This window comes from Paraburkholderia sp. TE9906 (genome assembly GCF_056279605.1).
The window spans coordinates 445,661-460,045 of sequence record NZ_JBWCCT010000007.1; the positions used below are offsets into that span (position 1 = coordinate 445,661).

Annotated in this window: 16 protein-coding genes; 9 read left to right on the plus strand and 7 right to left on the minus strand. The window is 63.8% G+C overall.

From position 1 onward, the window contains the following. Positions 1-227: 227 nt before the first annotated feature. Positions 228-1,058 (minus strand): SH3 domain-containing protein, encoded by an 831-nt coding sequence (locus tag ACZ9H4_RS21565; RefSeq protein ID WP_476120738.1) that lies wholly within the window; start codon positions 1,056-1,058, stop codon positions 228-230. Positions 1,059-1,383: 325 nt separating this feature from the next. On the opposite strand from ACZ9H4_RS21565, the gene ACZ9H4_RS21570 reads away from it, so the two are divergent. Continuing rightward, the gene (locus ACZ9H4_RS21570; protein WP_476120740.1) at positions 1,384-1,995 is read left to right on the plus strand and encodes a lysozyme inhibitor LprI family protein; all 612 of its coding nucleotides are present in this window, start codon (positions 1,384-1,386) and stop codon (positions 1,993-1,995) included. 151 nt (positions 1,996-2,146) lie between these two features. Here the strand turns inward: ACZ9H4_RS21570 and ACZ9H4_RS21575 are convergent, their stop codons facing one another. Together ACZ9H4_RS21575 and ACZ9H4_RS21580 are read right to left on the minus strand one after the other, a co-directional pair. Next, complete coding sequence (locus ACZ9H4_RS21575; RefSeq protein WP_408324275.1) at positions 2,147-2,683, minus strand: nucleoside deaminase; 537 nt, start codon at positions 2,681-2,683, stop codon at positions 2,147-2,149. Between the two features lie 49 nt (positions 2,684-2,732). Next, on the minus strand, positions 2,733-3,887 hold the full coding sequence (locus tag ACZ9H4_RS21580; RefSeq protein ID WP_476120742.1) for a BMP family ABC transporter substrate-binding protein: 1,155 nt from the start codon (positions 3,885-3,887) through the stop codon (positions 2,733-2,735). 277 nt (positions 3,888-4,164) lie between these two features. Between ACZ9H4_RS21580 and ACZ9H4_RS21585 the strand changes: the two genes are divergently transcribed. Then, positions 4,165-4,914: an SDR family oxidoreductase gene (locus tag ACZ9H4_RS21585; protein ID WP_476120744.1), complete on the plus strand. Its 750-nt coding sequence runs from the start codon at positions 4,165-4,167 to the stop codon at positions 4,912-4,914. A 196-nt stretch (positions 4,915-5,110) separates the two neighbouring features. Further along, positions 5,111-6,118 carry an alpha/beta fold hydrolase gene (locus ACZ9H4_RS21590; protein ID WP_476120746.1) on the plus strand — a complete coding sequence of 336 codons (1,008 nt, stop codon included), beginning with the start codon at positions 5,111-5,113 and terminating at the stop codon, positions 6,116-6,118. Positions 6,119-6,238: 120 nt separating this feature from the next. On the opposite strand, the gene ACZ9H4_RS21595 is transcribed toward ACZ9H4_RS21590, so the two are convergent. Continuing rightward, positions 6,239-6,553 (minus strand): helix-turn-helix domain-containing protein, encoded by a 315-nt coding sequence (locus ACZ9H4_RS21595; RefSeq protein WP_408148297.1) that lies wholly within the window; start codon positions 6,551-6,553, stop codon positions 6,239-6,241. Between the two features lie 27 nt (positions 6,554-6,580). Next, the gene (locus ACZ9H4_RS21600; protein WP_476120748.1) at positions 6,581-8,014 is read right to left on the minus strand and encodes an aminotransferase-like domain-containing protein; all 1,434 of its coding nucleotides are present in this window, start codon (positions 8,012-8,014) and stop codon (positions 6,581-6,583) included. A gap of 180 nt (positions 8,015-8,194) precedes the next feature. On the opposite strand from ACZ9H4_RS21600, the gene ACZ9H4_RS21605 reads away from it, so the two are divergent. After that, on the plus strand, positions 8,195-10,525 hold the full coding sequence (locus ACZ9H4_RS21605; RefSeq protein ID WP_476120750.1) for an FdhF/YdeP family oxidoreductase: 2,331 nt from the start codon (positions 8,195-8,197) through the stop codon (positions 10,523-10,525). Positions 10,526-10,532: 7 nt separating this feature from the next. Here ACZ9H4_RS21605 and ACZ9H4_RS21610 read toward each other — a convergent pair whose 3' ends face one another. Continuing rightward, a complete protein-coding gene (locus ACZ9H4_RS21610; protein ID WP_476120752.1) occupies positions 10,533-11,036 on the minus strand; it encodes a M48 metallopeptidase family protein in 504 nt (167 codons plus the stop codon). A gap of 245 nt (positions 11,037-11,281) precedes the next feature. Here ACZ9H4_RS21610 and ACZ9H4_RS21615 point away from each other — a divergent pair, with 245 nt between their 5' ends. The 4 genes from ACZ9H4_RS21615 (at position 11,282) to ACZ9H4_RS21630 (ending at position 12,880) form a co-directional block, all read left to right on the plus strand. Next, positions 11,282-11,509 carry a hypothetical protein gene (locus tag ACZ9H4_RS21615; protein WP_408148289.1) on the plus strand — a complete coding sequence of 76 codons (228 nt, stop codon included), beginning with the start codon at positions 11,282-11,284 and terminating at the stop codon, positions 11,507-11,509. Between the two features lie 20 nt (positions 11,510-11,529). After that, on the plus strand, positions 11,530-12,084 hold the full coding sequence (locus ACZ9H4_RS21620; RefSeq protein ID WP_476120755.1) for a hypothetical protein: 555 nt from the start codon (positions 11,530-11,532) through the stop codon (positions 12,082-12,084). Positions 12,085-12,107: 23 nt separating this feature from the next. Next, complete coding sequence (locus ACZ9H4_RS21625; RefSeq protein WP_476120757.1) at positions 12,108-12,575, plus strand: hypothetical protein; 468 nt, start codon at positions 12,108-12,110, stop codon at positions 12,573-12,575. Between the two features lie 62 nt (positions 12,576-12,637). Then, positions 12,638-12,880, plus strand: a complete 243-nt coding sequence (locus tag ACZ9H4_RS21630; RefSeq protein WP_476120759.1) for a hypothetical protein — start codon at positions 12,638-12,640, stop codon at positions 12,878-12,880. 459 nt (positions 12,881-13,339) lie between these two features. On the opposite strand, the gene ACZ9H4_RS21635 is transcribed toward ACZ9H4_RS21630, so the two are convergent. Next, on the minus strand, positions 13,340-13,648 hold the full coding sequence (locus tag ACZ9H4_RS21635) for a hypothetical protein (protein WP_408148281.1): 309 nt from the start codon (positions 13,646-13,648) through the stop codon (positions 13,340-13,342). A 68-nt stretch (positions 13,649-13,716) separates the two neighbouring features. On the opposite strand from ACZ9H4_RS21635, the gene ACZ9H4_RS21640 reads away from it, so the two are divergent. Beyond that, positions 13,717-14,202 carry a DUF1643 domain-containing protein gene (locus tag ACZ9H4_RS21640; RefSeq protein WP_408156938.1) on the plus strand — a complete coding sequence of 162 codons (486 nt, stop codon included), beginning with the start codon at positions 13,717-13,719 and terminating at the stop codon, positions 14,200-14,202. Positions 14,203-14,385: the final 183 nt, after the last annotated feature.

The window sequence follows — 14,385 nt, forward strand, 5'->3', positions numbered from 1 at the left end:
CTTAATGCATGACTGGGCGCATGGGGATGGGTTGAAGGCGGCGGCAGATAGGGACGGCGCAGAGGTACGCGGTTGCGCGAATCCAGGCTGATGAAGTGCCTGCGCGTATGCCGCCGATTTTGATGGCGTCAAGGTCGTCGTGGCCGACGTGGACGTTGGGCCGGAGCCCGCCTGAGCCGCACTGACGTGGCGCGGCTTGGGCAGCGGGCTTCGGCGCTTCAGCTTCCTCAACCGTTCCCTCCGCCGGGCGGACGGCCTGCGCCCCCGCCTTGCGAAGGGCCGCCTCGGGGGTGGTTGCCACCGCCGCCGTGTGATTCGCCACCCGGGGGACGACCACCTGTGCCGCCTTGCTGTCCGCCTGGTGGCCGACCGCCTGCGTTCCCCGGTTGCTGACCGCCCGGTGGCCGACCGCCTGCGTTCCCCGGTTGCTGACCGCCCGGTGGCCGACCGCCTGCGTTCCCCGGTTGCTGACCGCCCGGTGGCCGACCACCTGCGTTCCCCGGTTGCTGACCGCCTGGCGGCCGTCCGCCTGCATGCCCGGGTTGCGGACCGCCTGGTGGCCGTCCGCCTGCATACCCCGGCGGATACCCGCCCGGACGCGCGCCCGGATGTCCCGGCGGGCGTCCCGCCCCGGGTCGCGGCGGAGGCGGCGGCGCATGATGCGCCCAGCGCGACTGCTGGTTGTACCAGGGCCGGCCGCGATAATAGTTGCCCCAGTAATCGCCAATCGAAAAACCGAGGATCGGCAGGCCGAGCACCGTGCCATAGTTCATCAGCGGGACGTTGCCACCCTGGTATGGCGAACTGAGCAGCGACGCAAACACCCAGCCGCGCAGATTCGGCGCCGCGACATCGCACCATTGGTAATTGGCGATACAGCCCATCACCGTCACCGGTACTCCGGGAGGCAATTGCGCGACGATCGGGTAATCGGCAGCAGGGCCCGCGCGCACGTTGACGCCGCTCGCCGTGAAAGCCTGCGACTGCGCGTCGGCCACGACGGGCAGCGCCAGCAAGCCGGCTGCTACATAAAGACATCGAACCAGATGTTGTTTCATTCCTTCTCCCGTTTCAAAGGCCGCTTGCGACTTGCCGGCCAACGTGTGTACTTATGAGCGTAGAGCGCATGAGCGCCCGAGGTTCCCAGACGCAACGCAGCTCACCTCACTGCGCCATGCGTGCGCCAACCGCGCACTTGCACGGCGCATGCGTGAACACGTTCGGCCGGCGTGTCGCGCGACGCATCCGCCCGCTCTGCGTCACGCATGCGGAGCAAGATTTGGTAACGACCTGCCCGAAGTCACGCGTTTTTCGGGCGTCTGCGTTCGGGCTGCCCGGCCGATCATCCGTTGCATGAGAAATCCACGCAACGCCGGGAACGCCATGAAAGTTTTTCGTCCGCTTCTGATCGCCGGTCTGATGCTCGCGCATCTGCCCGCCCACGCCACCAGCTTCGACTGTCACAGGGGACGCTCGCTTACCGAACGCATGATCTGCAACGATCCCGCGCTTTCGAAGCTCGACGACACGCTCGGGCAACTGTACTGGAAAGCGCGTCGGCGAGTCGTCGACCGTCGTGCGTTTCTCGATGACAGCGACAGCAAGTGGGCATGGCGCGAAGCGAATTGCCGCGACGCGGCGTGTCTGGGGACGTGGTATGCGACGCGTATCGAGGAGTTGCAGCGGCTGATCGACAGCATGCGGACAGGGACGCCACTTGCGCCGTCGAGCGCGGGCGCAGACGCTGTCGCAACGGAACCGGGTGCGCCGGATGCATCCGGTGGTCGGCGAAAACCGTCGACGACGGCTCAGGCAGCGGCAACCACGCTGCTTCAATGCACGGCGGCGAACCCCGGCCCGGTGGTGAACGAGCAGTGTTCGACCGTGATCAGGGAGACCGGCCATCCATGGAAATACAAGGTGCACGGCAGCGACTGGTTCTGCGGGGTCGCGATGGTGGGGTCATCGCAAATGCAGGCGAGCGCGTCGCAATAGGGCGGCGTGCTTCATAAACAGACGACAGACCCGCAAGTGAGCGAGCGCCACGGGCACGCGTATCCATGCGTATGCCCGTGGCGCTCCCTGAAGCCTTCATCCACGGCTCGCGCCGACACACAACCCGACAGCCGCAAACAGAAAGCCCTCGCTACCGCCCGCTCCAGAACCGCCGCTGCACCTCCATCACTTCGGCTTCGACCTCGGCGATCGGCCCGATCACCTCCACCCGCTTCTGGCAATGATCGAACACATAGCGGCAATCGACGCTCATCGTCGGGTTCTCCGCGTGATTGCCGGTCGCCTCCAACAGACGCTTCTCGGTCATGCCGAACACGACCCGCCCGATGTTGGCCCAGTACATCGTGCCGGCGCACATGCAGCAAGGCTCGACCGACGTGTACAGCGTGCAGCTCCACAGATACTCCGGCGTGAAGTTCAACGCCGCCACGCGCGCCAGCACCGATTCGGCATGATTCACCGTATCGACATTGCCCTGCTCCATCAGCACGGTTTCCTGGTCCGGCCCGACCAGCACCGCGCCGAACGGATGATGGCCGAGCAGCGTCGCGCGCTCGGCGATCCGGCTCGAATGCCGCAGATGCCGCACGATCTGCTCGTGCGTCGGCGTCAATCCTTGTGGCGGCGCGTTCGCCGCTTGCGCGACAGTCTCATTCGAATCGCTCAGACTCAACGACGCTCTCCTTCGACAATAGTTAGTGAGCCAAACTAATCGCTCATTTCGGCAGCGTGCCGTCCACGCCCTGCACGAACCAGTTCAGGCGCAGCAGTTCCGCGTCGCTCAACGACTTGCCGGCGGCGACCTTCACCGCGCCGGATTGGTCCACGATCGGCCCGGCAAACGGATTGAATTTGCCGGAGATGATGTCGTCGCGCTTCTGGCTCAGCGCCTTTTGCGCGACCGGCGACACGGCGCTGGTGTTAATGTCCGCGAGATCGATCGCGTTCTCTTTGAGCCCCCACCACACCGGCGCGTTGGTCCACGTATTCGATATCACCTGCTCGACCAGATGGGTGTAATACACACCCCAGTTGCTCACGCACGCGCCGAGTTGCGCGTTCGGCCCGAACTTCTTCATGTCGGAATCCCAGCCGAACGCATGCACTTTCTTCTGCTCGGCGGTCTGCATCGTCGCGGTCGAATCGGTGTTCTGGATCAGCACGTCGGCGCCCTGGCCGATCAGCGTTTCGGCGGCCTGCTTTTCGCGGCCCGGGTCGAACCAGCTGTTGATCCACACCACCTTCACGCGCGCGTTCGGGTTGACCGAGCGCGCGCCCATCGTGAACGCGTTGATGTTGCGCACCACTTCCGGCACCGGCACCGAGCCGACAAAGCCCAACGTGTTCGATTTGGTCGTATAGCCCGCGACCAGGCCGGCCAGATAAGCGCTCTGATAGGTGCGCACGTCATAGGTCGCGAAGTTGCCCGCTTTCTTGAAACCCGTCGCGTGTTCGAACACGGTGTCCGGAAAGTCCTTCGCGACTTTCAGCTCGAAATCCTGGAAGCCGAAGCTCGACCCCACCACGATCTTGTTGCCCTTGGCCGCGAGATCGCGAAACACGCGCTCCGAATCCGCCGACTCCGGCACGTTCTCGACCCGCGTCACCTTGATCTTGTCGCCGAACTTCGCCTCGACCTCTTTCACGCCCTGCTCGTGCGCATAGGTCCAGCCGGCGTCGCCCGGATTGCCGAGATAGACGAACGCGATGCCGACCGGCTGCGTGTTCGCCGCAGCCGCGGGCCCCGCGCCGAACGCGAGGAGCGCCGCGGCAGTGACCCCGACGCAGGCGTTGCATGCGGTGTCCAGCACGGAACGGACGGCATTGATGCGCAATGAATGGGTCAGCGCTCGCGCCAGCTTTGTTTTCATGGATTCTCCGAAGATGGTTGACCGTGCCTGCCACAATGCCCGGACTGTCCGGGCAAGGCGTCAGCATACGGGGCCATATTCGAAGGCCAATTTCAGCGGAAAAATTTTTATCCGTTATCCCGCCCATAACGAAACCCGTATTGTGGGGTCCGGCGCAGTGTCGGGCAGACATGTTCGATATCTTCGAACGAGTGCATCAAGAAAGTGGTACGGCAAGGCCCTTTATCAGGCGCAATATCCTTCTCACCAACCCGCAACACTCTTTCGGAGAAATAACATGACTCGCTTCCAGGGTAAATCGGTTCTCGTCACCGGCGGCAGCAGCGGCATCGGCTTCGCGGCCGCCAAGGCCTTCGCGGATGAAGGCGCGCGTGTCGTCGTCACCGGACGTGACGCCGACGCGCTCGACACCGCTCGCACCCAGCTCGGCGCGAATGCGCTCGCCGTGCGCAACGACGCCGGTTCGATCGCCTCGGCCCGCGAACTGGCCGCCGCGATCGACGCCGCGGGCATCCGGCTCGACGCCGTGTTCGTGAACGCCGGCACCGCGAAGTTCGCGCCCTTCCCCGACGTCGACGAAACCTTCTGGGACGCCACGTTCAACACCAACGTCAAAGGCGCGTATTTCCAGATCCAGGCCTTGCTGCCGCTCCTGAACAAGGGCGCGTCGATTGTGATGAACGGGTCGATCAATGCGCATATCGGCATGCCGGCATCGTCGGTGTACGCGGCGAGCAAGGCCGCGTTGATCTCGCTCGCGAAGACGCTGTCGGCGGAATTGCTGCCGCAAGGCGTGCGCGTCAACGTCGTGAGCCCCGGCCCGGTGCAAACGCCGCTGTACGGCAAGCTCGGCCTCGACGCCGCCGCGCTCGAAGCCACCGCCGCCCAGATTCTCGCCCAGGTGCCGGTCGGCCGCTTCGGCAAGGCGGAAGAAATCGCCTCGACCGTGCTGCATCTCGCCGCGCCCGAATCGGCGTTCATCGTCGGCACGGAAATCATCGTCGATGGCGGGATGAGCCAGCTTTAAGGACAGCCAGGACAGCGTCGTCGCCGGGCTCGCGGCCCGGCACGGGCGCCCGACATCGCGGCGGCTCATGTCGCGATTGAGCCGGTTCGTCCGTCGGCGTGCGCTGCGCCGCGTCCAACCACCCCCCTGTGCTCCCGACACCCGGGTCTCCGTGAAGGACGACCCGGCGGGCGCCCTTTTTCCCAACGAGACAATCATGCGTCTGAAACTGTCTTCCGCTTTGCTGGCCGTTGCGCTGTCGATGTCGCTCGCGGCCATCGCGCCCGCCGCGCACAGCGCCGGCGACGCCACGAACGCCGCCGGCGCACCGGCCGCCCTCGCGCCGGATTCGTCCGCGCTGGCCGCGGCATCCGCGAAAATCCGCGACGGCAAGATCGACGTGAACGGCGTGCGCTACCACTACCTGCTCGCTCAAGGACACGGCACGCCGGTCGTGCTGCTGCATGGCTGGGGCTCGACTTCGTTCATGTGGCGCTTCGTGATGCCGCAACTGGTCGCGCGCGGCTACACCGTGCTCGCGCCGGACCTGCGCGGCCTCGGCGACACCGCCAAACCCGCGACGGGCTACGAGAAGGCCAGCATCGCCGACGATATCCACGCGCTGGTCGCGCAACTGAACCTCGGCCCGGACGTGAACGTGGTCGGTCACGACATGGGCGGCATGGTCGCGTATGCATATGCCGCGCAGCATCCCGACGAAGTGCGCACGCTCGCGATCCTCGATGTGCCGTTGCCCGGCATCGAGCCGTGGGATCGGATCGTGCAGATGCCGCGCACCTGGCACTTCCGCTTTTATGCGGTGCAGGACCTGCCGGAAATGTTGATCGCAGGCCGCGAACTCGCGTACCTGAAGTGGTTCCACAATTCCGAAGCGGTCAATTCGCGGGCTTTCACGAACGACGTCGAAGAAACCTACGCGCGCGAATACGCGATGCCGGGCGCGCTGCGCGCGGGCTTCGAGTACTACCGGGCGTTTCCTGCGGACGCGCGGCAGAACCAGGCGTTCGCGCAGCGCAAGCTGACGATGCCGGTGCTGGGGATCGGCGGAGCGGGCAGCCTCGGGCCGATCGTCGGCGAGGAGCTGCGCCATGTCGCGCTCGACGTGCAAGCCGTGCAGATCGACGGCGCGGGGCATTGGGTCGCGGAAGAGCAGCCGGAGGCCGTTACCGATGCGTTGCTGAAGTTCCTGCCGCCGGTGCGTTAGGCAACATCGTGCGAGGTGCGGGGGGCGTTGACCACACAGGCGAGTTAGCCGCCCAGGCCCCGTCATCCCGCGTGCCTCGCATGCCTCACGTGCCTCACGTGCCTCGGGTCACCGCACACATCAGTGAAGTTTCGGCGGCGGCTCATCGGCCTGCTCGACATCCGGCGCCTCGCCCTCGCCGCCGAACAACTCCGCGCACACCCCCTCGCCCAGTTCGCTCAACCGCGCGGTGCCGGTGCCCTCCTCGTCGAAGGTGGTGTCCACCAGACCGCCGTCGGCGAGCGCCGTCAACTGGCGCCGCAAGCCGCTCATCGGCACGCCCGCCTGCTTCGACAGCTTCGCGAGCGACCACGCGCCGCCCGGCGTTTCCCGATGCGCGCGCCACAGTTGCGCGAGCACGGCGGCCAGCACCGGATCGATTTCATCGTCGTCCATTCGTGTCTCCTCTTTGTTACGTCATCTTTACGTCATCTGTTTGACGAGTTCACCCAGCGTCTTCAGCGCCGCCTCGGTCTGCGCCGTCCACGGATAGCTGTAGTTGAGCCGGATGAAATGGCGAAAATCGTTGCGCGTCGAAAACATCATGCCGGGCCCGACCGTGATGCTGCGCGCGAGCGCCGCCTGATAGAGCCGCATCGAATCGACGCTGTCGGGCAATTCCACCCACAGCACATAGCCGCCTTGCGGCGTCGACATGCGCGTGCCGACCGGGAAAAAGCGCTGCACCAGCGCCGTCATGATGCTCGCCTGCTGCCGGTACACCTTGCGCACGTGCCGCAGATGACGATCGTAGCCATCCTGCCGCAAGTAATCGGCGACGGCGACCTGCGGCACCGAAGGCGTGGTCAGCGTATTGAGAAACTTCAGCTTCTCGACCTGCGCGCGGTAGCGTCCCGGCAGCGCCCAGCCGATCCGGTACGACGCCGTCAGACTCTTCGAGAACGACGCGCAGTGCAGCACCAGTCCCTTCGTGTCGTAGGTCTTCAGCGTCGACGGCCGCGCCTCGCCGAAATAGAGCTCCTGGTAGACGTCGTTCTCGATCGCGGGAATCTCGTGCGCGGCGAGCAGCTCGACCAGTTGCCGCTTACGCGCGTCGGGCATCTGGAAACCGAGCGGATTCTGGAAGTTCGGCATCACCATGCACGCGGCGATCTTCTGCCGCGCGATCACCTGCGCAAGCGCCTCGATGTCGATGCCGTCCCGCGGATGTGTCGCCACTTCGATCGCGCGCATGCCGAGGCGCTCGATCGCGTGCAGCATCGCGTAGTAAGTCGGCGATTCGACGGCCACCGTATCGCCCGGTTTGGCGACCGCCTGCAGGCTCAGGTTGATCGCTTCGGTCGCGCCGAGCGTGATGACGATCTCGCCGGGATCGACCGGCATGCCGTTTTCGGCGTAGCGCCGCGCGATCTGGCGGATCAACTCGGGGTTGCCTGGCGGCAGGTCGTCGATCAGATTCCAGCTCGCCTGACGGCGCGCAATCGCGTTCGCGTACTGGTTGATGCGCCGCCATGGGAACAGCGACGGATCGGGATAGGGCGAGCCGAACGGCACGGCGTCGTGCGCGCGGATGCTGCGCAGCGTCGACAGCACGAGCCGGCTCACGTCCACCTCGGCCGCCACTGGCGCGGCTTGCGGCGCCCGGCTGCGGCCCGGCTGCGGTGCGGCGGGAGCAAGCGCCCGCGCAGCGGCGTCACGCACGAAATAGCCGGACTGCGGCCGGCTCTCGACAATGCCCCGGCTTTCCAGCAACGCGTACGCATGCAGCACCGTCTTGATGCTCACGCCGTGCTGCTGGCTCGCCTGGCGCACCGACAAAATCCGCTCGCCCGCCGCGAACACGCCGCGGCGCACGGCTTCGGTCATTTCATCGGCGAGCTTCTCGTACAGTTTCAAGGGCCTGGATCAAACGCAAACGTGGTGGGAAGCGCCAGTCTATGACAGAAATCCGCCAACTGTATCCCTCCGCTTTTCGATTTTCTGTATGCAGCGCATTTTTTGGAACACAGTAGTCTTGCAGGCATCGGCTTAACAAGCGCCGTTCACACGCGCCAGGCCTTATCCAGCGGCAAGATCATGAAGAAATCCGAAGCTCGCAGCGAACCCCGTATCGAACCCTACACGCACCCGGCCGCCGGCTGGGGCGCGCTGAAGTACGTTGCCATCAACCTGCTCAAGGAAAAGGTGACGGGCGGCAACTACCGCACGCTGCTCAAGCAGAATCAGCCGGACGGCTTCGACTGCCCCGGCTGCGCGTGGCCGGATCGCGAGCACGCGTCCACCTTCGAGTTCTGCGAGAACGGCGTCAAGGCGGTGGCCGCCGAGGCGACCAGCAAGCGCGTGACGCCCGCCTTCTTCGCGCAGCACACGGTCGAAGAACTGATGGCGCAGTCGGACTTCGAACTCGAACAGCACGGCCGCCTGACCGACCCGCTCGTCTACGACGCGCTCTCCGACCGCTACGTGCCGATCGGCTGGCACGAAGCGTTCGATCTGATCGCGCGCCACCTGAAGCAACTCGACGATCCGGACCGCGCCGCTTTCTACACGTCGGGCCGCGCGAGCAACGAGGCCGCGTTTCTGTATCAGCTGTTCGTGCGCATGTACGGCACCAACAACTTCCCCGACTGCTCGAACATGTGCCACGAAGCGACCAGCCGCGGCTTGCCGCATACGGTCGGCATCGGCAAGGGCACGGTCACGCTCGACGACTTCGAACACGCCGACACGCTGCTGATCTTCGGCCAGAATCCAGCCACCAACCATCCGCGCATGCTCGGCGAACTGCGCGAGTGCGCGAAGCGCGGCGCGACCATCGTGTCGATCAATCCGCTGAAGGAGCGCGGCCTCGAACGCTTCGCGAGCCCGCAGCATCCGGTGGAAATGCTGACGATGGGCAGCACGAAAATCAGCTCCGTGTTCATTCGCCCGAAAGTGGGCGGCGACTTCGCGCTGATCAAGGGCGTCGCCAAGCGCGTGATCGAACTCGACGACGAAGCGCTCGCCTCCGGTCTCGAACGCGTGCTGGACGTCGGCTTCATCGCCGAACACACGGTGGGCTTCGACGCGTTCGCCGACGATCTGCGCGCCGAGCGCTGGGACACCATCGTCGCCGAAGCGGGCGCGCCGTTCGACGACGTGCTGAAGCTCGCCGACATCTACGTGCAGGGACGCGCAGTGATTTCGACGTGGGGCATGGGCCTCACGCAGCACAAGAATTCGGTGCCGACGGTGCAACTGCTGTCGAACCTGATGATGATGCGCGGCAATATCGGCCGGCGCGGCGCGGGGTTGTGCCCGGTGCGCGGCCATTCGAACGTGCAGGGCGACCGCACGGTCGGTATCGAGGAGAAGCCGACTCAGGCGTTTCTCGACCGGCTCGGCGAGGTCTACGATTTCGAGCCGCCGCGCGAGCACGGGCTCGACGTGGTCAACACGATCCAGGCGATGCTCGACGGCAAGGTGAAGGTGTTCATCGGTCTCGGCGGCAACTTCTCGATCGCGACGCCTGATACGCCGCGCACGTGGGAAGCCATGCGCTCCTGCGATCTGACCGTGCACATCACGACCAAGCTGAACCGCAGCCACCTCGTGCATGGCCGCGACGCATTGATCCTGCCGACGCTCGGGCGCACCGAGATCGACCTGCAGAATGGCGTCGCGCAAGGCGTGAGCGTCGAGGATTCGATGAGCATGGTGCACATCTCGTATGGAATGAACAAGCCGGCGTCGGAGAATCTGCTGTCGGAGATTGCGATCGTCGCGCGGATGGCGCATGCGACGCTCGGCAGCGGCAAGGTGGATTGGCTCGCGCAGGCGGCGGATTACGCGTTGATCCGCGACGGCATCGCGAAGGTGATCGACGGCTTCCACGATTACAACGAGCGCCTGAAAAACCCGGGCGGTTTTCACCTGGGCGTGGCGTCGCGCGAGCGGATCTGGAAGACGCCGAGCGGCAAGGCGCAGTTCCTCGTGCATGCGATCGACGTCGCGACGCCGATTCATCAGGCGCGCAAGCAGCATGGCGAGAAGCTGATGACGCTGATGACCACGCGTTCGCACGATCAGTACAACACGACGATTTACGGGCTCGACGACCGCTATCGCGGCGTCTATGGGCAACGGCGCGTGCTGTTCGCGAACAGGGACGATCTGGCGATGCTGGGTTTCGTCGCGGGACAGCGGGTGGATATCACGAGCGTGTGGGCCGATGGCATCGAGCGGCATGCCGACGGCTTTCTGCTCGTGGAGTACGACATTCCGCGCGGGTGCCTCGGCGCTTATTACCCGGAGACGAATCCGCTCGTGCCGCTGTCGTCGGTGGCCGATGGCGCGGGTACGCCGACTTCGAAGTCGATTCCGGTGTTGCTGAAGGCGTCGGCGGCGCTCGAGGCAGTGGCGGCGTGAAGGGCCTTCAGCCCTGCTTCTTCGTCAGATCGCGATGCGTCAGATACAGACGCAAATCGAATTCGATCTGATGGTAGCCCGGTTGCATGAACTCGCAGAGACGATAGAACGCCTTGTTGTGATCGCTCTCCTTCAGATGAGCGAGTTCGTGCACCACGATCATCTTCAGAAACTCCGGCGCCGCGCCTTTGAATAGCGACGCAATGCGGATTTCCTTCTTCGCCTTCAGCTTGCCGCCCTGCGCGCGCGAGATGCTCGTGTGCAGGCCCAACGCGTGGCGTACCACGTCGAGTTTGCTGTCGTAAGTGACCTTGTCGATCTGATCGGCACTGCGCAGGTGTTCGCGTTTCAGGTCAGCGCAGTAGGCGTACAGCGCGCGGTCCGTTTGCACGTCGTGCGTGTTCGGGTAACGCGTGCTGAGATAGGCGCCCAGTTGCTCGTCGGCGATAAGCTTTCTCACCTTCTCTTGCAAAGGCGCCGGGTAGCCGGTCAGGTATTTCAGGTGGGACATGGTGGTGGGTATGTGTGTGCGCGTCGCCTCATCGGCGGCCGAGGGAGCGTAACACGGCTGGCTACGCCGGCCGCCGCGACGTCGGGAATGGCCGCGAGATACTCCGCGACATCGACACCGGGCGCAACGAGTTCCGGAGGAATCACAGCGGCGCCAGGTGAACGCAAGCCACAACCTTTCTTGACAATATCACTTCGCGTTCCAGGATACTTTTCGGCACCTGCTTGACTTCCCGATACAGAACAATGGGAACGGAACTCAAATCAGATGCTTCGCACCGCGGGATGATGTACAGCAGGGATGCGTATGAGGGTGGGCGAATCTTTCTCACGGCCGAGCAGAAACAGGTGGTTGAGGAAGGCAAGAATTCACGCAACGCGCATACGCCGATGTCTGGGCTCGTGATGCCGCACTTGTGCGACGCGTCCGCGCGTTTCTCGGAACGCATTTTTACTGGCACCAGCGGCTCCTGAGAGTCGGTGCGGATCTCGAAGTGGTAGAGACCCTGCGGTCGATGATTCGTGGCGAGAGCGTGGTGCTGGTCGCGCAAGAGCCATCGCCAGGTGGTATCGCCAGTGGGTTGCTGCCGCCCAGCAGCGGGGCTGCTATGGGGTTCGTCGATGCAGTAACGCGCTGGGCCACGCCGTGGGCCGAGGGTGCTGCGTTTCCTCCGGGAGAACCTTTGCTGTCCGGCCCGTATGACCCCGGCACGCAGCAAGCAAAGCGTATCGCTGCCCGCAACGCGATGAAGACCGATGACCTCCCGGCGGACCTGTCGACGCCACTGGCGGATGCGCAGCCGTTCGAGTACACGCCGGATACTATTGGCGACGCGGAGGAGATCGCTGCACGCGGAGTCCGCCTGACAGGCAACGAACCGGGCGGCTATCGCATCAATCCGAGCGGCCTTGACGTAGATTACTTCGATTCGAACGGCAACCTATGCGCCCAATATCATCAGAGTCGCGGGGACGCACACGGCCATAACTTCGACGCGGGAGTGAGAGATGACACTCATTTTCCGATGTCACCGATCAATCGCAGGTAGAGCGTGTTTCGAGGGAGAAACGAATGAGCAGTGAAAACAGGACATGGGGCTGGGAACTGGCGAGAAACAATGGTTTGCTCATTAAAATTCTCGGCGAATATCCGTCCTTTCACGACTCGGCCGTGGCGACGTTCTCTTTACAACGAAAGCGGCGTCCATTCGAAACCGCGGATTCGACACCGCCGCAGGCTGATCGCGGACGCTACCTGATCGATCTCCAGCTGGAGGTGTTGCACAACCGTTACGCGGCCCCTCGCGCCGACGCAGGCCCCGATTATCTGGTCGTGCTGGATCTCCTGGATATTCACAGCTCGGAGATCGATGTCGATGCGATGCTTGAAGAAGCCTCGATCATGCAGATCTCCTTGTCGGCCGCACCCGACGATTTGATCCGGTTCGATCTTGAACCCAATATCGGACTCGATATTCGCTTAACGTGTAAAGAGGTCGTCGTCAGCGCAGTTCGACCGTATCGGCGAAACGAATTCTGAACTCATTACGTACTGTGCAAACAGCGCGCGTTCGGAAACTATCAACTGTGTAGAGGAGACTGATGAGCAAGAGCGAGTTGGCATTAATCAGCGTCTACGATGAAGAGGCTGGGCAAGTGAAATTCTGTGTTGTGCCACGTTCTCATGTGGAGGCGTCGATAGAGCGCGCCGTCACTATCAGCGTGCCCCCTGATGTTGCGGAACATTATTCGGCCCCGATCACGGACGAAGACGCGCGCAAGCTCGACGGCATGGCCTTACTGTGTCACGCAAAGCACATGCCGAGCTTCGCGCCCGCTTTCTGATCACGACCGGGCACCCGCCACACTGGAACTCGCCCGCGCCGCTATCCAGGAGCGCGGCCCTGCAATCGCCTTTGGCGAGCAGGTTGCAAGCAGGGGCGTCGAGCCTTGGATCGACCTTGTTTTCGATGACCTGGGAGCCTTGGATTTGCGCCTGCGGGGCGACACCTTTCCCGTGTGCGCGCGTCGGTGCTCCGCACATCCGCGACCGAACGTACTTCGCGGCCGACGCCGACTACGCGCGATCACAAGGACGGTCGCGAGTGCGCGAACATCCCGTTGAACGCTTTGCTCGGGCGAGTGGCTTGGCTGTCGTCGCGGCCGGCGTGCCTACGGTAACGCGATCAACGCGCAAGCGGCAGCAGAGTTCATCCGCGCAGCGCGCGAAGCAATCGGGAAATGAGTGAGGGCACCATGACCACTAATGCAGGCGCAGTGCCGAGCGATCTTAAAGGTATGCAATCAAATGCGCGGCAGATCGTCGATGCATTTCTCGACATGATCGCCAGGGACATCGGTGTTAATCCCGTCGTGGCCGTTGGTGTGAGCGACAGTCACAATTTTTGGCCCCAGGTACCGTGTGCCGCCAAGAGTAAAAAGGGACCAAACAGCATCTCCCCGACGTATCGCGGCCACGACTTCGTCTACCTCGACAATCGAGGTGGGAGACAACCAGTCACGCGTCGACGGGTCGACGGGAGCCCAGCGCACGTGGGTAATCCTGTCGTTCGCCGGATTGATGCGAATGGCGTCTATAGCGAGAGTGGTCACATCCACCTCCATCGTGTTGACAAAGGGATCTCAGCATTATGCGCCGCTTCTTTTGTCGAGGATCAATCGTGAGCGCCGTTATCAGCCCTTGCGGCGCATATCGCTATCGCCTGACGCGTGCCGCTGAATCGTTGGCGCCGGTTAAGTCGACGGCCCTGTTCATCATGCTCAACCCAAGCACCGCAGATGCGCAGCTCGACGACCCCACCATTCGCCGATGCCGCGGCTTCGCGAAGATATGGGACTGCAACGGCCTCGCGGTTGCGAACCTCTACGCGCTGCGTTCGACGAATCCAGCGGCGCTCTGGACGCATCCTGATCCGGTCGGTCCCGATAACGACGATTACCTGTGGAATTTCGCCCGCGAGTGTGGCGACGTCGTGTGCGCCTGGGGATCGAACGCCAGGCTCGAGCGGGCCAATCGAGTCGCCAGCATCATGCGCAATGCCGGCGCGCGCCTCTGGTGTCTCGGCACGACGAAGGACGGCTCCCCACGCCATCCGTTGTACGTCCGCGCCGATCAACCGCTGCTCGAATGGAGCCTGAACCCATGATCGACCCACCTTAGCCTGTCTGCGGTCAGAGCTGATCGATATAGACACGCGCATACGCGTCGGCGGCGTCTCGTGCTTCAGGCTCAGTGTCGAAGTATCCTGGGACGAGGTGCCCGTCCAGAATGGTCTCTCCGGTTCCGTACCTGCCGAGTCTGAGTTCACCCTGCCATTGCGAACCATCCG

Coding starts and splice junctions, on each gene's coding strand:
- ACZ9H4_RS21565 (WP_476120738.1), bottom strand. CDS start 1,058: ATGAAACAACATCTGGTTCGATGTCTTTATGTAGCAGCCGGCTTGCTG.
- ACZ9H4_RS21570 (WP_476120740.1), top strand. CDS start 1,384: ATGAAAGTTTTTCGTCCGCTTCTGATCGCCGGTCTGATGCTCGCGCAT.
- ACZ9H4_RS21580 (WP_476120742.1), bottom strand. CDS start 3,887: ATGAAAACAAAGCTGGCGCGAGCGCTGACCCATTCATTGCGCATCAAT.
- ACZ9H4_RS21585 (WP_476120744.1), top strand. CDS start 4,165: ATGACTCGCTTCCAGGGTAAATCGGTTCTCGTCACCGGCGGCAGCAGC.
- ACZ9H4_RS21590 (WP_476120746.1), top strand. CDS start 5,111: ATGCGTCTGAAACTGTCTTCCGCTTTGCTGGCCGTTGCGCTGTCGATG.
- ACZ9H4_RS21595 (WP_408148297.1), bottom strand. CDS start 6,553: ATGGACGACGATGAAATCGATCCGGTGCTGGCCGCCGTGCTCGCGCAA.
- ACZ9H4_RS21605 (WP_476120750.1), top strand. CDS start 8,195: ATGAAGAAATCCGAAGCTCGCAGCGAACCCCGTATCGAACCCTACACG.
- ACZ9H4_RS21610 (WP_476120752.1), bottom strand. CDS start 11,036: ATGTCCCACCTGAAATACCTGACCGGCTACCCGGCGCCTTTGCAAGAG.
- ACZ9H4_RS21615 (WP_408148289.1), top strand. CDS start 11,282: ATGGGAACGGAACTCAAATCAGATGCTTCGCACCGCGGGATGATGTAC.
- ACZ9H4_RS21625 (WP_476120757.1), top strand. CDS start 12,108: ATGAGCAGTGAAAACAGGACATGGGGCTGGGAACTGGCGAGAAACAAT.
- ACZ9H4_RS21630 (WP_476120759.1), top strand. CDS start 12,638: ATGAGCAAGAGCGAGTTGGCATTAATCAGCGTCTACGATGAAGAGGCT.